Origin of the sequence: Pigmentiphaga sp. NML030171, assembly GCF_002188635.1 — a bacterium.
GTDB lineage: Bacteria > Pseudomonadota > Gammaproteobacteria > Burkholderiales > Burkholderiaceae_B > Pigmentiphaga > Pigmentiphaga daeguensis.
This window is the reverse complement of record NZ_NINX01000024.1, coordinates 64,410-85,376: the sequence shown is the minus strand read 5'-3', so window position 1 is coordinate 85,376 and position 20,967 is coordinate 64,410. Positions and strand designations below refer to the sequence as shown.

The window sequence follows — 20,967 nt, the reverse complement described above, 5'->3', positions numbered from 1 at the left end:
TGGGGCGGGGCTTGGCTAGGGCGGGCTCAGTCGATCTTCAACCCGATCTGCCGTATCAGCTTGCCCCAGCGCTCCTTCTCGGCGTGCGAGAAGCTGGCCATCTCGGCCGGGGTGGTGGGCATGGCCTCGATACCCAGGGCCTCGAAGCGCGCTTTTACCGGCGCCGATTGCAGCGCGCCCACCAGCGCCTGGTTCAGGCGGTCGATGGTGGCCTGCGGCGTGCCGGTGGGGACCGACAGGCCCTGCCAGGCGAAGGCGACGAAGTCCTTCAGCCCTTCCTCCTGCAGCGTGGGCGTGTCCGGCAGCGACTCGATGCGCCGGGCGCTGGCGACGGCCAGCGGACGCAGCTTGCCGCCGGTGATGTAGGGGATGCCGCTGCCGCTTTCGACGAACATGAACGGGATCTGGCCGGCCATGATGTCCTGGATGGCCGGGGCCGCGCCGCGATACGGCACGTGCACGAGGTTCAGGCCGGTGCGCTCGCGCAGGAGTTCGGTGGCCAGGTGATGCGGCGTGCCGGGGCCGGGCGAACCGTAGCTGACGCCCTGTTGCTGGGTGCGGGCCCAGGCCATGAAGCCCTTGAAGTCCTTGATGGGCGAGTCGGCGCGCACGACCAGGATGAGCGGAAAGCGGACCAGCATGCCCACCGGGCGCAGGTCGCGCTCGGCATCGTTGGTGAGCTTGCTGTACAGGAAGGGGTTGGTGGCCAGGGTGGCGTAGTCGGCGGTGACCATGACGTGGCCGTAGTCCTTGGAACGGACGACATAGTCGGTGGCGATGTTGTGGGCCGCGCCCGGTTTGTTGACGACCACGATGCTCTGTTGCAGCGTGCGTCCCATGGCCTCGGCCAGCACGCGCGCGACGGTGTCGGTGCCACCGCCGGGTGCCATGCCGACGACCCATTCGATGGGCCTCGAGTCCTGGGCCCAGGCCAGCGGCGCCGTCAGCAGCAGTGCCGCAAGTCCGGCCATCGCCCTCGATAGTGCGCCACGCCGGGCGCGGTGGGGGGATTTCATCTGTCGTCTCCTTGGTGGTTGGGGCGCTCAGTACACGCTGCCCGCCGGCGGATCGGCGGAGGCGGCCGGAGGCTGCCCGGTCTTGAAACCTGCGGCCAGGCGGCGCGCGGCCTGGGCCAGCAAGGTGATGTCCACGCCCACGGCGACGAAGCGCGCGCCCATTTCCAGGTAGCGCCTGGCCAGCACCGGATCGGCCGACAGGATGCCGGCGGCCTTGCCCGCCGCCCGCACGGCGGCGATGCCGTCGGCGATGGCCCGCTGGACCTCCGGTTCGCCCGGCCGGCCGATGAACCCCATCGAGGCCGAGAGATCGGAGGGGCCGAAGAACACGCCGTCCACGCCCTCGGTGGCGGCGATCGCCTCGAGGTTGGCCAGCGCGGCCTTGGATTCCACCTGGACCAGCACGCACATCTCGTCGTCGGCGCGGTGTAGGTAGCCTTCCACGCCGTTCCAGCGCGAGGCGCGCGCCAGCGCGCTGCCGACGCCGCGGATACCGTGCGGTGGATAGCGCGTGGCGGCCACCATGCGCGCGGCCTGTTCGGCGGTCTCGACCATGGGCACCAGCAGGGTCTGGGCGCCGACGTCCAGGTATTGCTTGATCAGCGCGGGATCGCCGGTCACCGGCCGCACCACGGGATGGACCGGGTAGGGCGCCACGGCCTGCAATTGCGACAGCACCGTGCGTACGTCGTTGGGGGCGTGCTCGCAGTCGATCAGCAGCCAGTCGAAGCCGGCGCCGGCCAGCATCTCGGCGGCGCAGCCGTCGGCCAGGCCGACCCACAGGCCGATCTGCGGCGGACCATCGCGCAGCGCGCGCTTGAAGGTATTGATGGGCAGTTGCATGGCGGCTCCCGGCATCAGGCGATGCGAAAGGCGATGGAGCCCAGGGGCCCGTAGTCGGCGTGGAAGGCGTCGCCGGGCCGGGCGGGCACGGGGCGGGTGAACGAGCCCGCCAGCACGATCTGTCCGGCCTGCAGCGACTCGCCCCAGGGAGCCAGCTTGTTGGCCAGCCACGCGATGCCGTTGCCGGGGTGGTTCAGGACGGCGGCGGCGATGCCCGATTCCTCGATCACGCCGTTCTTGTAGAGCAGCGCGCCGACCCAGCGCAGATCCACCGCGTCGGGCCGGACCGGCCGCCCGCCCGTGACGATGCCGGCATTGGCGGCGTTATCGGAAATGGTGTCCACCACCTTGCGCGGCGCGCGCGTGTCGCGGTCGAACTGTTCGATGCGCGCGTCGATGATCTCGACGGCGGGCACGACGTAATCGGTGGCGGCCATCACGTCGAACAGCGTCACGCCTGGTCCGCGCAGGGGACGGCCCAGGATGAAGCCCAGCTCCACCTCGATGCGAGGCGCGATGAAGCGTTCGGCGGGGATGTCGGTGCCGTCGTGGAAGAACATGTCGTCCAGCAGCGTGCCGTAGTCGGGCTCGTCGATCTGGCTGGACAACTGCATGGCGCGCGAGGTCAGGCCTATCTTGTGACCGCGCACGACGCGGCCTTCCTGGATCTTGGTACGGACCCAGGCGCGCGAGACGGCGTAGCCGTCCTCGATCGTCATGTCGGGGAAGCGCTTGGAGAAGTGTCCGACCTGGCTGCGGCTTTTCTCGGCCTGGTGCAATTCGGCCGCCAGCTCGGCGATGCGGGTTTCGCTAATCATGGAGGGTCATTTCCGGTTGAACAGGGGATGCAGGCTGCTGTGCTTGGCGTCGTAGACCTGGTCGCGGCTTTCGTCGACCTGGACCGTGATGCCGACCGGGCGGCGCGCCAGCAGCGGGTTCAGCGCATCGCGCAGCGTGGCGGCCAGCGCGTCGCCCACCGCCCGGTGCACCGCCGGGCTGCGGTCCGGCGCCATGCGCAGGTTGGCGTACAGGAAGCCATAGTCGCCCGCGCCGTCGGCGACGGCGGCATGCGCCGCCGGATAGGCCAGCACGCGGGTGCCGCCGGTGGGGAAGACCTGGCGGCCTTGCTCGTCGCGTTGGGCGATCAGGGTGTCGGCCAGCTTGCGGCACAGTGAGGGCATGTCGGCATCGCGCTCGATGTCCGGGCTGTAGAGCAGGACGAGGTGGGGCATGTCAGGTTCCCGGGGGCGTGTCGAGGAAGGTATCCGGCGGCAGCGGCGTCACCGGGAAGATGGCGTTGATCTGGCCGGTGCCGGAACTGCCGAAATAGGGGGTGACGATCTCCACCGGCTGGTCGTAGGCGGTCCAGCCCAGGGCGCCCAGCAGCATGGCCGTGTCGTGCATGCCGCCTTCGCCCCAGCACTTCTCGTTGTACATGGGCAGCATGGGGCAGAAGGTTCGCCAGTCTCCCCGTTCCCACAGTTCCACCACTCGCCGGTCCACCTGCTCCAGGAACGGATCCCATACCTTGTGCATGAACTCGGGCGCCATGCCGTTCTGCGCGAAATGGTGGCTGAGCGAGCCGCTGGCGAAGATGGCCACCGTGCCGTCGTAGCGTTCCTCGATCGCGCGGCGCACCGCCAGCCCCAGCCGGGCGCTGGCGGCCAGGTCGTGCCAGACGCACCATCCGGACATGCCCACGACCTTGAAGTGCCGGTCCGCGTTCATGTAGCGCATGGGAACCAGCGTGCCGTACTCCAGTTCAAGCGTGGTGGCGCTGTGCGCGCGAGTAGGCACGCCCATCTCGTTGGCGACGTCGGCGATCAGGTGGCCCAGTTCGGGGTTGCCGGGGTACTCGTAGGACAGGTTCTTGATGAAGTGCGGCAGCTCGTTGCTGGTGTAGCAGCCCGAGAAACGCGGCGCGCAATTGATGTGGTATTCGCTGTTGACCAGCCAGTGGACGTCGAACACCACGATGGTGTCCACGCCCAGTTCGCGGCACCGCCGGCCGATCTCGACGTGCCCGTGGATGGCGGCCTGCCGGCAGCCCTTGTGCGGCCCGTCCAGTTCCGACAGGTACATGGACGGCACGTGGGTGATCTTGGCGGCCAGGGCGAGTGTTCCCATATCTGCTCCCGGCCTCGTCAGACGTCCACCGTGATGCCCGCGCGGCGCACCACCTCGGCGTATCGGGCGGTCTCGCTCTTGAGGAAGGCGTCGAACCGGTCCACCGATCCCGCCATCGACGCGATGCCGCCGTCGCGCATCGTTGCCTGGACCTTGGGGGCCTGCAGGCTGGCATTGATCGCGCCGTTGAGCTGCGCCACGATGGCCTCCGGCACGCGCGCCGGCGCCAGCACGCCTTGCCACGAATTGGATTCCAGCGGCACGCCCTGTTCGGCCAGGGTCGGCACCTGCGGCGCGTACACGGAGCGTTCGGCCGTGGCCATGCCCAGCGCCACCAGCCGGCCGGCGTCCACGTGGCCGCGGAATTCCGGCCAGTTGCCGAACATCACCGTCACCTGCCCGCCCAGCAGGTCGTTCAGCGCCGGCGCCTGGCCCTTGTAGGGCACGTGCAGCAGGTCGATGCCGGCCTGCATCTTGAGCATCTCGCCCGCCAGGTGGGCCGAGGTGCCGTTGCCGAAGGAGGCATAGCTGAGCGAGCCGGGCGCCTTGCGCGCGGCGGCGACGAGGTCCGCCAGATTGCGCAGGCCGCTCTTGGGGTTGGCCGCCAGCACGTGTTCGGACATGCCCATCAGCGCCACCGGACGCAGGTCGGCGGGGTCGTAGGGCAGCTTTTTCACCAGCGAGGTGTTGGCGCAGAAGCTGTTGGCCACGGTGATCAGGGTGTAGCCGTCGGGGGCGGACTTGGCCGCGGCTTCCACGCCCACGACCGTGCCGGCCCCCGGCTTGTTCTCGACGATGAAGGATTGCCCCAGTTGGCGGCCCAGCTCGGCCGCGACCAGCCGCGTGACCACGTCGGTCGTGCCGCCGGGCGTGAACGGCACGATGATGCGCACCGCCCGGTTCGGATAGGACGATTGCTGGGCGCGCGCGCCGCGCAGGGCGAGGCCCGACAGGGCGCCGCCCGCCGCGAGCCGGAGCAGGGCGCGGCGGGACACGGGGAGGGGGGCTTGGGTCATGTCGTCTCCTGGTTGTCGTGGGTGCGCCGGGACTCAACGGCCCCAGTGCGGGATGTGATGGTCGGTGATCGAGACGCAGACGTTCTTGGGCTCCAGGAAGACCTCGTAGCTCCAGGTGCCGCCCTCGCGGCCGGTGCCGGAGGCCTTGGTGCCGCCGAAAGGCTGGCGCAGGTCGCGCACGTTCTGGCTGTTGACGAAGCACATGCCGGCCTCGATGGCCGCCGCCACGCGATGGGCGCGCGCGAGGTCCCGGGTCCACACGTACGACGACAGCCCATAGCGGATGTCGTTGGCCAGGCGGATGGCGTGGGCCTCGTCGTCGAAGGGGATCAGGCAGGCGACCGGACCGAAGATCTCGTCCTGCGCGATCTTCATGTCGTTGCCAACGTTGCCGAACACCGTGGGGCGCACGAAGTTGCCGGCGCGGACCTCCGCGGGAAGATCGGGCGCGTCCAGCCCGCCGGCCAGGAGTTCCGCTCCTTCGTCCTGGCCCAGTTCGATGTAGCGGCGGACCTTGGCCAGGTGGTCGCGGGAGATCATGGGACCGACGATGGTGCCGGCATCGAGCGGGTCGCCCACGGTGATGCGCGCGGCGCGGGCCGCGAACTCCTCCGCGAAGCGGCGGTAGATCGACCGCTGGACCAGGATGCGCGAGCCGGCGGTGCAGCGTTCGCCGTTGTTCGAGAAGATCATGAATACGGCCGCGTCCATGGCCCGTTCCCAGTCGGCGTCCTCGAACACGACGAAGGGGCTCTTGCCGCCCAGTTCCATCGAGAACTTCTTCAGGCCCGCGGACTGGATGATGCGGTTGCCGGTGGCGGTGCTGCCGGTGAACGATATGGCGGCGACGTCCGGGTGGCGCACCAGCGCCTCGCCCGCCGTCCTGCCATAGCCGTGCACCACGTTCAGCACGCCTGGGGGCACGCCGGCCTCGAGCGCGAGCTGCCCCAGCCGCCACGCGGTGATGGGCGAGAGCTCGCTCATCTTCAGCACGGCGGTATTGCCGAAGGCCAGCGCCGGCGCGATCTTCCAGGTGGCCGTCATGAACGGCACGTTCCACGGGGAGATCAGCGCGCATACGCCCACGGGATGGTAGAGCGTGTAGTTCAGGTGCGTGGGCGTGGGATAGGTGTGGCCGTCCACCCGCGTGCACATCTCGGCGAAGTAGCTGAAGTTGTCGGCGGCGCGCGGCACCAGCTGCTTGCCGGTCTGGGCGATGACCTGGCCCGTGTCGCGCGTTTCCCAATCGGCCAGCTCGGGCACGTGGCGCTGGATCAGTTCTCCCAGCTTGCGCATGATGCGGCCGCGATCGGCGGCGGGAGTGGCGGCCCACCGGGGAAAGGCGGCCCGGGCCGCCGCGACGGCAGCCCGGACCTCGGCTTCGCCGCCCGAGGCGACGGTGGCCAGCACGGACTGGTCGGCCGGGTTGACGGTGTCGAAGGCCTGGTCGCTGTCGACCTCGCGGCCATCGATCAGGTGGGAAATGTGCAGGGACATGATGGAGTCCTGTTGAACGGCGGAAAGGAAGTTCAGCGGCCGAACACGTCGTCGCCCACGATGGTGTTGCGCAGGCTGCCGATGCCGTCTATCTCGGTAATGACTTCGTCGCCGGGCTTGACGTCGACCACGCCGTCCGGCGTGCCGGTCAGGATGACGTCGCCGGGGGCCAGGGTCATGAAGCCGCTCAGGTATTCGATCAGCGCGGGGATGTCGAACACCATGTCGCGGGTGTTGCCCTGCTGTGTGACGACGCCATTGACCAGGGTGCGCAACGCCAGCGCATGCGGGTCGGGCACGTCGGCCGCGTCGACGAACCAGGGGCCAAGCACGGTGCACGTGTCGCGGTTCTTGACGCGCAGGTTGGGGCGGTACCAGTTTTCCAGGTAGTCGCGGATGGCGTAGTCGTTGGCCACGGTGTAGCCGGCCACGTAATCCATGGCGCAGTCGCGGCGGACGCCGGCGGCGCTGCGGCCGATGACCACGGCCAGCTCGCACTCGTAGTGCATGAAGGTGGCGTCGGCCGGGCGGCGCGTGTGCCCGCGATGGCCGATCAGCGCGCCCGGCCCCTTCAGGAAGGCCAGCGGTTCCTGCTGGGCGCCGAAGCTGAGTTCCTTGGCATGCTCCGCGTAGTTCAGGCCGAGCGCGACGATGGTGCCCGCCTCGAACGGCGGCAGCCAGACGACGTCGTCGTGCAGGACGATGCGGCCGTCCGCCAGGCGCAGCCGGCTGTCGTCGTAAGGCGTGGCGGTGTGGATGGCGCCGGAGTAGGCGACGCGGGCGGTCTTCATGCCGAACCTCCCTGGACCGACGCGCGGACGACCGGGTTCTCGAGCCGGCCGACGTTCTCGATCTCGATGGCCACGCGCTGCCCGTCGTGCGCCAGCGGTCCGTCGAAATCGCCCGGCCAGGGCAGGCCGGTCAGCAGGACGTCGCCCGGCTGCAGGGTCATGAAGTCGGTCACGTCGGCGATGAGCTGGGGCAGGGGCCGCAGGAAGCCCCGGGTGCTCGACCGCAGGCGCAGGGCGCCGTCTATCCAGACGCGCAGGTCGAGCGCGTCCGGATTGCCGACCTGCCGCGCCGCGCGCACCCAGGGGCCCATGGGGCAGAAGCCGTCGCGTACGCGCAGCCGCAGCGACGGCCGGTAGAACTCGCGGTGGGGAAGGGTGACGTCGTTGACCACGGTATAGCCGGCCACGTAGTCCAGCGCGTCGCCGGGGGCGACGCGGCAGGCGGTGCGGCCGATGACCGCGCCCAGCGCTGCGCCTACCTGGACGGCCTCGGCACCGGGCGGGAGCGGGATGGCGCGGCCATGGCCCAGGTGCGTGTTGCGAGGCTTGATGTAGAGCACGGGGGCCTTGGGGGCTGCCTTGTAGGGCGGGGCCAGGACCCGGTCTCCCATCGCGGCCAGCGCCGCCGGGTCGTTGTGCAGCACGCCGTAGACCGTGCCGGCCATGGGGGGCCGCGCCGGCTCGCCCGTGGCCAGGGCATCGCATGCCCGCGCGTGGGGAAGGTCGAGCGGCAGCGGGGCGCCCGCGGCATGGAACAGCGTGTCCTCGATGAACAGCCTCATGCGGAGGTCTCCCTGGTTTCGTTCTTGTCGCATCGCCGATGGCTGGATTTAATCACTAACATGTTAGTGAAGTCAATTTGCGCGCGTCATCGGGGGACCCGTATTTACCCGGTGATAACATTGGCTGGTCCCCAATCCGGTGTGCGCTCGCGCGCGCCTTTCACCGCATGCCGCCAGCCCCTTTCCGCCATCGCAATCTTCCGCTCATGATGCTCCAGGCGCGCGAGGCCCTGATGGCCCAGTTCCGGCCCTATCTGCAGGAGCAGGGATTGACCGACCAGCAATGGCGCATCGTTCGCGCGCTGTACGACAGCGGCGAGCTCGAACCCAGGCAACTGGGCGAGTGCTGCCAGATATCCAGCCCGAGCATCACGGGCGTGCTGGCCAGGATGGAGGAGATGGGTTTGATCGCGCGCCAGCCGGTCCCGGGCGACCGCCGCCGGCTGCGCGTGTCCCTGACCGCGCAGGGCAAGCGCATCGCCAAGGCCATCGCGCCCAAGGTGGAAGCCAAGTACCAGGAACTGGAAGCGCTGCTGGGCGTCGAGGCCATGCGTCGCGCCTACGACGTGCTGGATGGCCTGCTGGCCGGCTTGCGGGACGGAGACGGCGAGCCGCCCGGACGCCGTTGAACCGCTCGCCCGGCGCCGCCGGGGATCAGGTGCCCCCTATGTTGCGCATCAGCCCGCCGTCCACGAAGTAGCTGCTGCCCGTGACGTAGCTGGCCTCGTCCGAGGCCAGGAAGAGGACGACGTTGGCCACTTCCTGCGGGTCGCCCGGGCGGCCCAGCGGAATCTGCGCAGCCGATTCGCGCGCCTGGGCCGGATCCTTCAGGCGATCCTGCGTCATGGGCGTGGCGATCATGCCGGGGGCGACATTGTTGATGCGGATGCCGCGCGGCGCCAGTTCCAGGGCCAGCGTCCGCGTGACCGAGCGCAAGCCCGCCTTGGCCGCGTCGTAGGACGCGCTGCCGGGCAGGGAAATTTCTTCATGCACCGACGTAATATTTATGATGGCGCCCCCTCCCTCGGACTGCATGTGGCGCGCGGCGGCCTGGCACAGCAGCCAGGGCGACACAAGATTAATGTTCAGCATCCACGAGAACTCGTCGGGCGGGATCTCCAGCGAGTTCTGGCGCGAGGATCCGGCGCCGGCGTTGTTCACGAGCACGTGCAGGCCTCCCATTTTTTCGAACGCCTGTTCGAAGAAGGCCTGCGTCTTGGAGGGATTCGAGAAATCCGCCTGCAGGATCTCGGCGCGCCGTCCCGCCGCGCGCACCTGCGAGGCCGTGGCGCGCGCGCCTTCCTCGTCCCGGTGATAGTGAACCAGCACGTCGGCGCCTTCCCGGGCGAACGTCGCGGCCACGGCCTGGCCGATGCCGCTGTCGGCGCCGGTCACCCAAGCTATCTTGTCCTGGAGTTTCATGTCGTTTCCCTGATCGTGTGCGGGAGCCGCTACGGACGCAAGCCGCATGCCGGCCCCGTGCCGCCGGGCCGAAGAGTGTTGTAAAAAAGCCGTTTCGCCGATCCGGGCGGGGCGCCGGCGCTAAGATACGCGCCACCTCCGAACAAACGCGTCGCGTCGAACGCCGGTTCGCCACTCCCTTGGCCATGTCCACCGCCACTCCCCGCATGCCCCTGATCGATGCGATCAAGGCCGTCGCCTGCCTGTCCATCGTGCTTCATCACCTGGCCTTCTACGGCCCCATGTCCGACATCGCCCACCCCCTCATGCCGCGCGTGCTGGATGCGCTGATGCATTACGGCAGGATGGCCGTCATGGCGTTCTTCGTGGTGTCGGGATTCCTGGCCGCCCGCGCCTTCGCCCCGGCGGGCGTGTCACGGGTGGAGCAGCCCCTGGCGGTGATCAAGCGGCGGTATTTCCGGCTGGCCGTGCCCTTCATGGCGGCGCTGGTGCTGGCCATGGCCTGCGCCGCGCTGGCGCGGGCCTGGATGCAGCACGATTCCATCCCGGACTCGCCCACGGCGCCGCAACTGGCGGCCCACATGCTGCTCAGCAACGGCCTGCTGCGCCAGGAGTCGCTGTCGGCAGGCGTCTGGTACGTGGGCATCGACTTCCAGCTGTTCAGCGTCATGGCGCTGCTGCTGGGACTGTCGCGCTGGATCAGCCTGCGCCGCCCCGCCTGGGGGTGGCTGGGCGCCGCGGCGATAGGCGGGCTGACGCTGGCGTCGCTGTTCGTCTTCAACCGCAATCCCTATTGGGACGAGACCGCGCTCTATTTCTTCGCCTACTACGGCCTGGGATGCTGCGCCTACTGGCTGACCGGCCGTCCCAGGGGCGGCCTGCTGCTGGTGGCCATGGCGGGGGTGGTGGCCGCGGCGCTGGCCACGGACTTCCGCGAACGCATCGTCGTGGCGGCGGCCATCATGCTGCTGCTGGGGGCGGCCCGCCAGGCGGGCTGGCTCGAGACCGTCGGCGTGCCGGATTTTCTGAGCCGGCTCGCGCGCATCTCCTATTCGGTGTTCCTGGTGCATTTCCCGCTGTGCCTGGTGGTCAGCGCGCTGGTGTTCCGCTTCTATCCGGAACAGGCCGGCATCAACGCCCTCGGCATGGGGGTGGCGGTGCTCGTCAGCTTGGCCGGCGGCGCCGCCTTCCATCGGCTGGTCGAGAGCCGGACGCTGGATCCGGTGGCGCGGCGCGCCGTCGTCGCGCTGTTCGCCGTGGGCGGTGCGCTGGCGGTCTACGCGCGGCTCTAGACCAGCCTCGGCCCGGGGCGATGGCGCCGGGCTCCGGCGGCCGAGGTCAGTCCCGCTTCCTTCTCGAAATCCGCGCCCTGGCTCTGGACCTGGGTATAGGCGTGCTCGCGGAAAAGGTTCTCGGCCCGGTCGGCCTGCCCGCTTTCTATGGCGGTGACGATGGCGTGATGCTGCCGGTGGGCGTAGAACAGGAAATTGAACATCATGTCCCGGCTCTGCGTGTCGAACGCCAGCGTGAGCGGGTCGGTGAACGGCACGATGTTGCAGCGGCTGACCAGGCTGGCCAGCAGCGGCATGTCGGCGCCTTCCAGGATCAGCGTATGGAAGCGCGCGTTCATTTCCGCGTAGCGGATCTCGTCGTCGTCCGACAGGCGGCGGTCGGTGAAGATGCGATCGCCCTGGGCCAGGCAGTCCTTGAGTTCGGCCAGCAGTTCGGCGCTGGCGCCGTTGGTGGCCAGCGCGCGCGCCGCCAGCCCCTCCAGCGCGGCACGCACGTGCAGGGCCTCCGTGCTTTCGCGGGCGGAAAAGGCGCGCACCGCGAAGCCGCGGGCGCCGGACGGCACCAGCAGCCCTTCCTGGGCGAGCGCGGGCAACGCCTGGCGCACGGGCGTGCGCGAGGTGCCCAGCCGTTCGGCCAGGTCGGCTTCCCGGACCCGTTCTCCCGGCGCGAGTTCGCCCCGGAGGATCATTTCACGAATATGCAGCATGGTCGTGGTCTGCTGCATGCGTGCTCCCTGAGTGATGATGCGGCCGCCCCGCGGTTGACGAGGTGGATGCAAGTATAAGACCCGTTTGGGATCCCGTATTGGATCCCAAACGGGCATCGAGCCTCGAAAAAACCCCTAATTGCTTTATTTTGGGATCCCATATAATCTCCGCTACGCATAAAAAGGTCGGTGGCGCATGGCGATGCGGCCGCGCCGGCTTCCTAAAGACGGAGTACGCATCATGGCAAGAATCATCGGCGGCATCGGCAGCTCGCACGTGCCGACCATAGGCGTCGCCTACGACAAGGGCAAGCAGAACGATCCGGCCTGGGCGCCGCTGTTCGACGGCTACAAGCCGGTGGCTGCCTGGCTGGCCGAGAAGCAGGCCGACGTGCTGGTGTTCTTCTACAACGACCACTGCACGACCTTTTTCTTCGACATGTATCCCACGTTCGCGCTGGGGGTGGGCGAACGCTTTCCCATCGCCGACGAGGGCGCGGGCCTGCGCAACCTGCCCGCCATCCGTGGCAACGTCGATTTCCAGGCCCACATCGCCGAGTCCCTGGTGAACGACGAGTTCGACATCACCGTCTTCCAGGACAAGCCCATCGACCACGGCTGTGCGTCGCCGCTGCCGCTGCTCTGGCCGCACCAGCCCGACTGGCCGGGCACCGTGGTGCCCGTCGCGATCAACGTGCTGCAATATCCGCTGCCCACGGCGCGCCGCTGCTATCGCCTGGGGCAGGCCGTGCGCCGCGCGGTGGAATCCTATCCCGAGGACCTGAAGGTGGTGGTGGTGGGCACCGGCGGCCTGTCCCACCAGGTCCATGGCGAGCGCACCGGCTTCAACAATACCGAGTGGGACATGGAGTTCCTGCGCCTGCTGGAAGAAGATCCCGAAGCCTTGATGCGGATGAAACACGCCGACTACGTACGCCTGGGCGGCGCCGAGAGCGTGGAGCAGATCATGTGGCTGTCCATGCGGGGCGCGCTGGGCACCGGCCCGCTGCGCAAGCTGCACCAGAACTATTACCTGGCCACCACCACCGCGATGACCGTGGTGCTGTACGAGGAAGGCGAGCCCATCGCCCGGCAGACCGGTCCGGCCGCCGCGGCCGTGGCCTGAGGAGCATCCGATGAATCCGCAACTCGAAGGCATCGAGCAGATCCCGGGCACCTACGCGTTCGACCTGCGCGTCAGCAACCGCACGCTGAAGATCAACCGCTTCTTCTGGAACATGATAGGCGCCGACTGGCGTGACCGCTTCGTGGCCGACGAGGAAGGCACGATGGATGCGGCCGGGCTCACGGAAGAGGAAAAGGCGCTGGTGCGCGCCCGCGACTGGCTCGGCCTCATCCGGCACGGCGTGAACTTCTTCGTGCTCGAGAAATTCGGCCGGGTCGTCAAGAAAACCAACCTCGAGATCTACGCCATCATGCGGGGCGAGAGCTTCGAGGCGTTCATGAAGACGAGACGGGTGCCGGACGCCAGGTAGAGGTCCCCCCGTACGCGCTTCGCGCGCCCAGCATGGTGAGCCCCCAGCCGCTACGCGGCAGCCCCCCGAGGGGGCCGGGACCCGCCTTGGGGCGGCCCGGCGCTGGGTCCCGTGGGGGCGGCACTGGCGGACCAGCGGAGCCGGATCCACTGTGCCTTAGCTACACCATTACATCGCAACACCACCGACGATAGGCGCAGCGCGCCAAGGAGAGAGACTATGCGAATCGCGAAACGCGTGGCGGGGCTGCTGTGCGCGGCCGCTGCCGTGACGGCGGCGGGAACGGCCGCCGCGGCGGAGATCAAAGTCGGACTGCTGAGCCAGTTCTCGGGCGCCTACACCTGGTGGGGCCGGGAATATCAGCGCGGCGTGGACCTGTACCTGGCGCAGCACGGCGGCAAGTTCGGCGAACATACCGTCACGGTGCTGTCGCGCGACGAGGCCGGATCCAATCCCCAGCGCGCGCGCCAGTTGTCGCAGGAACTGGTGGTGCGCGACAAGGTGCAGTACCTGATCGGCGGCGTCTTCACGCCCACGGTACTGGGCGCGGTCGATGTCATCAACCAGACCAAGACGCCCTACGTCATCCTGAACTCGGGCACCTCCAGCGTGACCGACAAGTCGCAATACTACGTGCGCGCCGGCTTCACGCAGTGGACGGTCAGCATCCCGCTGGTGCAGTGGGCCTATGACCAGGGCATGAAGAACGCCGTGATCCTGGCGGCGGACTACGCCCCCGGGCACGACGCGCTGCAAGCCTTCGGCCAGACCTTCACCAAGCTGGGCGGCAAGGTGGTGGGCGAGATCAAGGTGCCCATGGGCACCACCGATTTCTCCAGCTACCTGCAGCGCGTGCGCGATCTCAAGCCGCAGGCCGTATTCATGTTCATGCCGGTGGGCCCCATGTCGGCCGGCATGATCCGCAGCTTCAAGGAGCGTGAACTGGACAAGGCCGGCATCACGCTGCTGGTGACCAACGAAGCCCAGGAAGAGGACATCGCCCCGATCGGCGACGCGGCGCTGGGCCTGACCTCGGCGCTGCATTACTCGCCCTACCTGGACACGCCCCTGAACAAGGAATTCGTGACCGCCTACAAGGCCAAGTATGGCAAGGACGAGCTGCCGAGCGTGGCGTCGGTGGCGGCCTATGACGGCATGCGGCTGATCGACCAGATGGTACGCGCCACCAACGGCGCGAAGGACGGCGACAAGGCCATGGCCGCCATCAAGGGCTACAAGTGGGATAGCCCGCGCGGCCCGGTCAGCATCGACCCGCGCACCCGCGAAATCGTCCAGAACGTCTACATGCGCAAGGTCGAGAAGATCGACGGCAAGCTCGGCAACAAGGTGTTCCATACCTATCCCGCCGTGAAAGATCCCTGGCACGAAATCAACAAGTGATTCCCCGCGCGGACGCGGCCCCGGCGCCGCGTCCGCCCCATCCCTTCCTCGCGCCGGATGACGCATGACATCGACGCTCGCCACTTTCCTGAGTCTTGCCGTGGACGGTATCGCCTACGGCATGATGCTGTTCCTCATCTCGGTCGGCCTGACCATCACGCTGGGCGTGATGCGCGTGGTCAACCTGACGCATTCGGCCTTCGCCATGATCGGGGGCTACATCGCGCTCTGGTTCATCCAGCGCGCGGGCGTCCATTTCTTCCTGGCCGTGCCGCTGGCGGTCGTGGCCACGATGGCCATCGGCGCGCTGCTGGAACGCACGCTGTACCGCTGGGTCTACGGCACCCACGGACTGGGCCAGTTGCTGATGACCATCGGCCTGACCTTCGTCATCACGGCCATCGTCAAGAACCTGGCCGGCACGCAGCTGCAATCCCTGCCGCTACCATCTTCGCTGCAGGGCAACTTCAGCGTGGGGCCGCTCAACCTGTCGGTCTATCGCGCCTTCCTGATCGTGGCCAGCGCCGCCGTCGCGCTCGCGCTGTGGCTGGGTATCGAACGCACGGCTTTCGGCGCGCGCCTGCGCGCCGCGGTCGACAACCAGCGCATGGCGCGCTGCGTGGGCATCAACGTGCCGGCGGTGTTCTCGGTCACGTTCGCCATCGGCTGTGGGCTGGCGGCGCTGGGCGGCGCGCTGGGCAGCCCCATGCTGCCGCTCGAGCCCTACTATGGCCTGAAGTATCTGGTCATCGTGCTGATCGTGGTGGCCGTGGGCGGCCTGGGCAGCCTGCGCGGCTCGCTGTACGCGGCCCTGCTGCTGGGCCTGATCGACACATTGGGCCGCTACTACCTGCCCGCGCTGGGCGCTTTCGTGATCTACCTGGCGGTGCTGGCGATTCTGCTGGTGCGCCCCCGTGGCCTCGTGGCGAACTGATCATGACGACACCTTCCCTGAACTCATCCGTCGCGCGCGCGTTCTCGCGCCATCGCTACAACCTGCTGGACCTGGTGCTGCTGGGCGCGGCGGTCGCGACCTTCTTCCTGGCCGACCTGTACCTGGCCCTGGCCACCGCCGTGCTGATCATGATCGTGTTCGCGCTGTCGCTGGACATCGCGCAGGGCTACGGCGGCATCGAGACCCTGGGCCACGCGGCCTTCTTCGGCACCGGCGCCTATGCCGCCGGCCTGTACGCCATGCACGTCTCGTCCGAGCCGATCTCTGGCCTGTTCGTGGGCATGGCGGCGGCCGCCGTCGTGGGGCTGCTGTCCGGCCTGGCGGTGCTGCGCACCGCGGGTCTGACCCAGATCATGCTGACCCTGGTCTGCGCGACGCTGCTGCTGGAGCTGGCCAACGTGGCCAAGCCGCTCACCATGGGCGACGACGGCCTGACCGGCTATTCGATCGCCCCGGTGCTGGGCCTGTTCCAGTTCGACATCGAAGGCCGCACCGCCTATTGGTATGCGCTGGCCGTGCTGGTGCTGGTCTATGTCTTTTGCAAGTTCCTGGTCAGCTCGCCGCTGGGTCTCACCGCGCAGGGCGTGCGCGAGAACCCGACGCGCATGGCGCTGCTGGGCGTGCCGGTGCGCCGGCGCCTGCTGACGCTGTATGCGATCTCGGCCGCGCTGGGCGGGGCCGCGGGCGCGCTGTCGGCGCAGGTCAACAACATCGTCGGGCTGGACAGCCTGGGCTTCACCATGTCGGCCAACGTGCTGGTCATGCTTGCGCTGGGGGGCACGGGCCGGCTGTACGGCGCCTTCCTGGGGGCCATCGTCTTCATGCTGCTGGCCGACCGCGCGGCGGCGCTGGACCCGACCAACTGGCTGGCGGCGCTGGGCGTGCTGCTGATCGTCGTGGTGCGCTTCGCGCCCACCGGGCTGTCGGGCTGCCTGGCCCGGTGGACGAGCAGGGGGGGCGCGCAATGAGTAACCCTCCGCTGCAACTCGTGGGCTTGTGCAAGCAGTACGGCGCGCTGAGCGTGACCCGCGACGTGAACCTGACGCTGGAGGCGGGCGCGCGCCACGCGCTGATCGGCCCCAACGGCGCCGGCAAGAGCACGCTGGTGCACCAGATCACCGGCGTGATCCGGCCCAATGCGGGCAAGGTCCTGCTGGAGGGCAGGGACGTCACCGCCATGCCGGCCGAGAAACGCGTCAAGCTCGGGCTGGCGCGAACCTTCCAGATCAACTCGCTGTTCAACCACCTGACCGTCGCCGAGAACATCGGCCTGGCGCTGTCCGCGCATCGCGGCCTGGACGGCCGTATCGGGCGGCCGTTGCCGGCGCGCCCGGCATTCGTCCAGGAAGCGGTGGAATGCCTGCGCGAACTGGGGCTGCTCGACCTGGCGGGCAAGCGGGTGAGCGAACTGGCCTACGGCCAGCGCCGCCAGATCGAGATCGCGCTGGCCCTGGCGCTCAAGCCCCGGGTACTGCTGCTGGACGAGCCGGTGGCGGGCGTGCCGTCCACCGAGGGCAAGCGTCTGTTCGAACTCTTGGAGCGCCTGCCGCAGGACGTCGCCGTGCTGGTGATCGAGCACGACATGAGCCTGGTGTTCCGTTTCGCGCGGCGCATCACCGTGCTGGTCGAGGGAGCGGTACTGCTCGAGGGCGGCGTGGACGAGGTCCGGACGGATCCGCGCGTGCGCGACGTCTACCTGGGCAAGCGGGGGCATCATGACTGAACGAGTATTGGAACTGCGCGACCTGTGCGCCGGCTACGGCGAGACCGTGGTGCTGGAGGACGTGTCGCTGCACGTGGACGCCGGCGAGGCGCTGGCGCTGCTGGGCCGCAACGGCGTGGGCAAGACCACGCTGCTGACCACCCTGCTGGGCCTGAACACGGTGCACGGCGGCAGCGTGCGCTACGTGGGCCAGGACATCGCCGCCTGGCCGGCGCACGTGCGCGCGCGCAAGGGCCTGGGGCTGGTGCCGCAGGAGCGGGAGATCTTCCCGTCGTTGACCGTGCAGGAGAACCTGACCGTGGCGGCGACGGCGGGAACCTGGACCCTGGAGCGGGTGTACGAATTGTTTCCGCGTCTGGCGCAGCGGCGGCGCAACCTGGGCTACCAGTTGTCGGGCGGCGAACAGCAGATGCTGGCGATCGGCCGCGCGCTGATCGGCAACCCCAGGGTGCTGCTGCTGGACGAACCCTTCGAAGGGCTGGCGCCGGTGATCGTCGATGCGCTGGTCGAGGCGTTCGGCAAGCTGCGCGAGGGCGGCGCGCTGTCCATCGTGCTGGTCGAGCAGCATGCCGAACTGGCGCTGGACCTGACCGAGCGCGCCGTGGTACTGGATCGGGGACGCATCGTCTGGCAGGGCGCCAGCCCCGATCTGCGCGGCGATCCGGAGCGGCTGGCGTCGTTGATAGGTTTGGAGGAAGTGCAATGAGCAGTCTGTCGAATCCGCCCCTGGTGCTGCTGCCGGGCCTGCTGTGCGATGCCGCTGTCTGGGAAGGGCAGCGCGCGCGCTTCGGCGCGCAGTGCGAATGCCAGGTGCCCGACTATGGCACGCTGGATACGCTCACGGCGATGGCCGAGCACGTGCTGCGGCATGCGCCGGCCGAGCGGTTCAACCTGGCCGGCCATTCCATGGGCGGGCGCGTCGCCCTGGAGGTCACGCGCCTGGCGCCGCAGCGCGTGCTGCGCCTGGCGTTGATGGATACCGGCTACCAGGGCCTGGCCAAGGGCATCGCGGGAGAGTCCGAGCGCGCCGGGCGGCTGGCGCTGCTCAAGACCGCGCGCGAATCGGGCATGCGCGAAATGGGGCGGGTCTGGGCACGCGGCATGGTGCATCCCGACCGGCTGGACGGCCCGGTGTTCGAGGCCGTGCTGGACATGATCGAGCGCCGTACCCCCGAGGTGTTCGAAGCGCAGATCCATGCCCTGCTGAACCGGCCCGACGCCTCGGGCCAACTGGCGGGCATCGCCTGCCCGACGCTGGTGCTGTGCGGGCGGCAGGACACCTGGAGCCCCTTGTCGCGCCACGAGACGCTGGCCGCCGCGATCCCGGGCGCGACGCTGGTCGCCATCGAGGACGCCGGCCACATGACCACGATGGAGCAACCCGGCGCGGTCAACGAAGCCCTCGCGCAATGGCTGGGGTCGGAGGTTCGCCACTGATTTCGCAACCCTTCGCGCGGGGCCGGCTCGCGGCCCGCGGCGCGAAGTCATCACAGAGGAGACTCACATGTCGTCCAATCGCGGTGTCGTCTACGTAGGTCCAGGCAAGGTAGAGGTGCAAGGCATCGCCTTCCCCAAACTGGTGAATCCGGCCGGCAAGTCCATCGAGCATGGAGTCATCCTCAAGGTTCTCTCCACCAACATCTGCGGTTCGGACCAGCACATGGTGCGGGGGCGGACCACCGCGCCGGCGGGACTGGTGCTGGGCCACGAGATCACCGGCGAGGTGCTCGAGGCCGGGCGCGACGTCGAGACCCTGAAGAAGGGCGACATCGTCTCGGTGCCGTTCAACGTGGCATGCGGCCGCTGCCGGCTGTGCAAGGAACAGCAGACCGGCGTCTGCCTGAACGTCAATCCCTCGCGCGCCGGCGGCGCGTACGGCTACGTCGACATGGGCGGGTGGATAGGTGGGCAGGCCGAATACGTCATGGTGCCGTACGCCGACTTCAACCTGTTGAAGTTTCCCGACCGCGACCAGGCCCTGGCCAAGATCCGCGACCTGACCTGCCTGTCGGACATCCTGCCGACCGGGTATCACGGGGCGGTCACGGCGGGCGTGGGGCCGGGCAGTACGGTGTACGTGGCCGGCGCGGGGCCGGTGGGCCTGGCCGCCGCCGCCTCGGCCCGCCTGCTGGGCGCGGCGGTGGTGATCGTCGGTGACGTGAACCCCGCGCGGCTGGTGCACGCGCGCAAGGTGGGCTTCGAAACCGTGGACCTCTCGCAGGATGCGTCGCTGGGCGATCAGATCGCGCAGATCCTGGGCGTACCCGAGGTGGACAGCGCCGTCGACGCGGTGGGCTTCGAGGCCCGGGGGCATGGACACGAGGGTGCTCGCCACGAGGCGCCGGCCACCGTGCTCAATTCGCTGATGGAAGTCACGCGCGCCGCCGGCAAGATCGGCATTCCCGGCCTGTACGTGACGGACGATCCCGGCGGCGTCGACAAGGCCGCCCAGCACGGTTCGCTCAGCATCCGCCTGGGCCTGGGCTGGGCCAAGTCGCACAGCTTCTTCACGGGCCAGACGCCGGTGATGAAGTACAACCGTGCGCTGATGCAGGCCATCCTGTGGGACCGCATCAAGATCGCCGAGGTCGTCGGCGTGGAAGTCATCACGCTGGACGAGGCGCCCAAGGGCTATGCCGAATTCGACGCCGGCGCGCCCAAGAAATTCGTCATCGATCCGCACGGCCAGTTGCCCAAGGCCGCCTGACCGTCCTGGACGCGGGCTCGCGCCCGCGTTTCCTCCACCCTAGGGAATGTACCGAGGCCCACGGCGCCCGCCAACGATTGACGTTGGGGGCGCCGTGTTTCATTATTCTCCTGCAATTCACCAAAAGGTGAATTAAGCGCGAACGGCTGGTCCGGCGTTCGTGCCGCACCGGTCGCATGCGTATAAAGACACCGCACCAGGAGACAACCATGAACTTCGTCCGCGCCGCAGCACTCGCTCCGGTATCGTGCCTGATCGCCCTGGCCCACGCGCCGGCCGGTGCCCAGGATGCCGCCTACCCGACCAAGCCCATCCGCGTGATCGTGCCGTTCACGGCGGGCAGCACGACCGACATCATCGCCCGCGCCATCACCGACAAGCTCGGCGCCAGCCTGGGCCAGCCGGTGGTGGTCGAGAACCGGGCCGGGGCCGGCGGCACCATAGGCGCGGCCCAGGTCGCCCAGGCCACGCCCGACGGCTACACGATCCTGATCCACTCCTCGTCGCATACGGTCAACCCGTCCACCTTCGCCAAGCTGCCTTTCGACACGGTGAAGGACTTCGCCGGCGTGACACCGATCTCGACGCTGCCCAACGTGCTGGTGATCGCGCCGTCCAAGAACATCAAGTCCTTGTCGCAACTGCTGTCCACCGCGCGCAGCCGCCCGGGCACGCTCAACTACGCATCGTCGGGCACCGGCAGCGCCACGCACCTGAACGCCGAGCGCTTCCGGCTGCAGGCCAAGATCGATGCCACGCACATCCCCTTCAAGGGATCGCCCGAGGCCGTCGCCGAGGTCATCAGCGGCCGCGTCGATTATTACTTCTCGCCGGTGGCGCCGGTCATCGGCCAGATCAAGGAAGGCCACCTGGTGCCGCTGGCGGTCGGGTCGCCGCGCCGCTCCAGCATCCTGCCCGACGTGCCGACCACCGCGGAAGCGGGCGTGCCGGGATCGGAGTTCAACTTCTGGATAGGCATGATGGTGCCGTCCAAGACGCCGCGCTCCATCGTCAACAAGCTGCAGGCCGAGGTCGCCAAGGCGCTGGCCACGGAAGAAGTCAAGACGCGCTTCGCCGCGGTGGGCGCCGATGCCTTCGTGCTGACGCCCGAGAAGTTCGATGCCTACATCAAGGATGAAATCGAGTCGAACGCCCAGCTCGTGAAGGCCGCGGGCATCGAGCCGATGTAAGG

Annotated in this window: 23 protein-coding genes; 12 read left to right on the top strand and 11 right to left on the bottom strand. The window is 68.7% G+C overall.

Translation table 11 applies throughout. From position 1 onward, the window contains the following. Positions 1-26 precede the first annotated feature (26 nt). The 9 genes from CDO46_RS06580 to CDO46_RS06540 are packed head-to-tail and all read right to left on the bottom strand — an operon-like array spanning position 27 to position 8,072. Positions 27-1,016, bottom strand: a complete 990-nt coding sequence (locus CDO46_RS06580; RefSeq protein ID WP_087837762.1) for a tripartite tricarboxylate transporter substrate binding protein — start codon at positions 1,014-1,016, stop codon at positions 27-29. A 27-nt stretch (positions 1,017-1,043) separates the two neighbouring features. Continuing rightward, complete coding sequence (gene hpaI, locus CDO46_RS06575; RefSeq protein ID WP_087837970.1) at positions 1,044-1,859, bottom strand: 4-hydroxy-2-oxoheptanedioate aldolase; 816 nt, start codon at positions 1,857-1,859, stop codon at positions 1,044-1,046. 14 nt (positions 1,860-1,873) lie between these two features. Then, positions 1,874-2,677 carry a 2-oxo-hept-4-ene-1,7-dioate hydratase gene (gene hpaH, locus CDO46_RS06570; protein ID WP_087837761.1) on the bottom strand — a complete coding sequence of 268 codons (804 nt, stop codon included), beginning with the start codon at positions 2,675-2,677 and terminating at the stop codon, positions 1,874-1,876. A 6-nt stretch (positions 2,678-2,683) separates the two neighbouring features. Further along, positions 2,684-3,091, bottom strand: coding sequence for a 5-carboxymethyl-2-hydroxymuconate Delta-isomerase (locus CDO46_RS06565; protein ID WP_087837760.1), 408 nt, complete (start codon positions 3,089-3,091; stop codon positions 2,684-2,686). Position 3,092: 1 nt separating this feature from the next. After that, the gene (gene hpaD / locus CDO46_RS06560; RefSeq protein WP_087837759.1) at positions 3,093-3,986 is read right to left on the bottom strand and encodes a 3,4-dihydroxyphenylacetate 2,3-dioxygenase; all 894 of its coding nucleotides are present in this window, start codon (positions 3,984-3,986) and stop codon (positions 3,093-3,095) included. Between the two features lie 17 nt (positions 3,987-4,003). After that, a complete protein-coding gene (locus tag CDO46_RS06555) occupies positions 4,004-5,002 on the bottom strand; it encodes a tripartite tricarboxylate transporter substrate binding protein (RefSeq protein WP_087837758.1) in 999 nt (332 codons plus the stop codon). Positions 5,003-5,035: 33 nt separating this feature from the next. Next, positions 5,036-6,493, bottom strand: a complete 1,458-nt coding sequence (hpaE, locus tag CDO46_RS06550) for a 5-carboxymethyl-2-hydroxymuconate semialdehyde dehydrogenase (RefSeq protein WP_087837969.1) — start codon at positions 6,491-6,493, stop codon at positions 5,036-5,038. 38 nt (positions 6,494-6,531) lie between these two features. Next, on the bottom strand, positions 6,532-7,290 hold the full coding sequence (locus CDO46_RS06545; RefSeq protein ID WP_087837757.1) for a fumarylacetoacetate hydrolase family protein: 759 nt from the start codon (positions 7,288-7,290) through the stop codon (positions 6,532-6,534). Beyond that, entirely contained in the window at positions 7,287-8,072 is a 786-nt protein-coding gene (locus CDO46_RS06540; RefSeq protein WP_176400669.1) for a fumarylacetoacetate hydrolase family protein, read from the bottom strand. The genes CDO46_RS06545 and CDO46_RS06540 overlap by 4 nt, the downstream gene beginning before the upstream one ends. 206 nt (positions 8,073-8,278) lie before the next feature. Here CDO46_RS06540 and hpaR point away from each other — a divergent pair, with 206 nt between their 5' ends. Then, the gene (gene hpaR, locus CDO46_RS06535) at positions 8,279-8,701 is read left to right on the top strand and encodes a homoprotocatechuate degradation operon regulator HpaR (protein WP_243724536.1); all 423 of its coding nucleotides are present in this window, start codon (positions 8,279-8,281) and stop codon (positions 8,699-8,701) included. Between the two features lie 25 nt (positions 8,702-8,726). Here the strand turns inward: hpaR and CDO46_RS06530 are convergent, their stop codons facing one another. Next, positions 8,727-9,494 carry an SDR family oxidoreductase gene (locus tag CDO46_RS06530; RefSeq protein WP_087837754.1) on the bottom strand — a complete coding sequence of 256 codons (768 nt, stop codon included), beginning with the start codon at positions 9,492-9,494 and terminating at the stop codon, positions 8,727-8,729. Between the two features lie 185 nt (positions 9,495-9,679). Here CDO46_RS06530 and CDO46_RS06525 point away from each other — a divergent pair, with 185 nt between their 5' ends. Continuing rightward, positions 9,680-10,786 (top strand): acyltransferase, encoded by a 1,107-nt coding sequence (locus CDO46_RS06525; RefSeq protein ID WP_087837753.1) that lies wholly within the window; start codon positions 9,680-9,682, stop codon positions 10,784-10,786. Here the strand turns inward: CDO46_RS06525 and CDO46_RS06520 are convergent. Then, the gene (locus CDO46_RS06520) at positions 10,783-11,511 is read right to left on the bottom strand and encodes a GntR family transcriptional regulator (RefSeq protein ID WP_087837752.1); all 729 of its coding nucleotides are present in this window, start codon (positions 11,509-11,511) and stop codon (positions 10,783-10,785) included. The two genes, CDO46_RS06525 and CDO46_RS06520, sit on opposite strands and share 4 nt — an antisense overlap. Before the next feature lie 223 nt (positions 11,512-11,734). On the opposite strand from CDO46_RS06520, the gene CDO46_RS06515 reads away from it, so the two are divergent. The 10 genes from CDO46_RS06515 to CDO46_RS06470 all read left to right on the top strand — a co-directional run bounded on the left by CDO46_RS06515 (position 11,735) and on the right by CDO46_RS06470 (position 20,965). Continuing rightward, entirely contained in the window at positions 11,735-12,619 is an 885-nt protein-coding gene (locus tag CDO46_RS06515) for a gallate dioxygenase (RefSeq protein ID WP_087837751.1), read from the top strand. Between the two features lie 10 nt (positions 12,620-12,629). Further along, positions 12,630-12,989 (top strand): protocatechuate 3,4-dioxygenase, encoded by a 360-nt coding sequence (locus tag CDO46_RS06510; RefSeq protein ID WP_087837750.1) that lies wholly within the window; start codon positions 12,630-12,632, stop codon positions 12,987-12,989. 219 nt (positions 12,990-13,208) lie between these two features. Then, positions 13,209-14,390 (top strand): ABC transporter substrate-binding protein, encoded by a 1,182-nt coding sequence (locus tag CDO46_RS06505; RefSeq protein WP_087837749.1) that lies wholly within the window; start codon positions 13,209-13,211, stop codon positions 14,388-14,390. Between the two features lie 64 nt (positions 14,391-14,454). Then, positions 14,455-15,324 carry a branched-chain amino acid ABC transporter permease gene (locus tag CDO46_RS06500; RefSeq protein WP_087837748.1) on the top strand — a complete coding sequence of 290 codons (870 nt, stop codon included), beginning with the start codon at positions 14,455-14,457 and terminating at the stop codon, positions 15,322-15,324. A 2-nt stretch (positions 15,325-15,326) separates the two neighbouring features. Further along, positions 15,327-16,313, top strand: coding sequence for a branched-chain amino acid ABC transporter permease (locus CDO46_RS06495; protein ID WP_087837747.1), 987 nt, complete (start codon positions 15,327-15,329; stop codon positions 16,311-16,313). Further along, positions 16,310-17,068: an ABC transporter ATP-binding protein gene (locus tag CDO46_RS06490; RefSeq protein WP_087837746.1), complete on the top strand. Its 759-nt coding sequence runs from the start codon at positions 16,310-16,312 to the stop codon at positions 17,066-17,068. The genes CDO46_RS06495 and CDO46_RS06490 overlap by 4 nt, the downstream gene beginning before the upstream one ends. Then, positions 17,061-17,774 carry an ABC transporter ATP-binding protein gene (locus CDO46_RS06485; protein ID WP_087837745.1) on the top strand — a complete coding sequence of 238 codons (714 nt, stop codon included), beginning with the start codon at positions 17,061-17,063 and terminating at the stop codon, positions 17,772-17,774. The genes CDO46_RS06490 and CDO46_RS06485 overlap by 8 nt, the downstream gene beginning before the upstream one ends. Before the next feature lie 5 nt (positions 17,775-17,779). Next, positions 17,780-18,505, top strand: a complete 726-nt coding sequence (locus tag CDO46_RS06480) for an alpha/beta fold hydrolase (RefSeq protein ID WP_087837968.1) — start codon at positions 17,780-17,782, stop codon at positions 18,503-18,505. 67 nt (positions 18,506-18,572) lie between these two features. Further along, a complete protein-coding gene (gene fdhA / locus CDO46_RS06475) occupies positions 18,573-19,775 on the top strand; it encodes a formaldehyde dehydrogenase, glutathione-independent (RefSeq protein ID WP_087837744.1) in 1,203 nt (400 codons plus the stop codon). Positions 19,776-19,984: 209 nt separating this feature from the next. Continuing rightward, on the top strand, positions 19,985-20,965 hold the full coding sequence (locus CDO46_RS06470) for a tripartite tricarboxylate transporter substrate binding protein (protein WP_087837743.1): 981 nt from the start codon (positions 19,985-19,987) through the stop codon (positions 20,963-20,965). Positions 20,966-20,967: the final 2 nt, after the last annotated feature.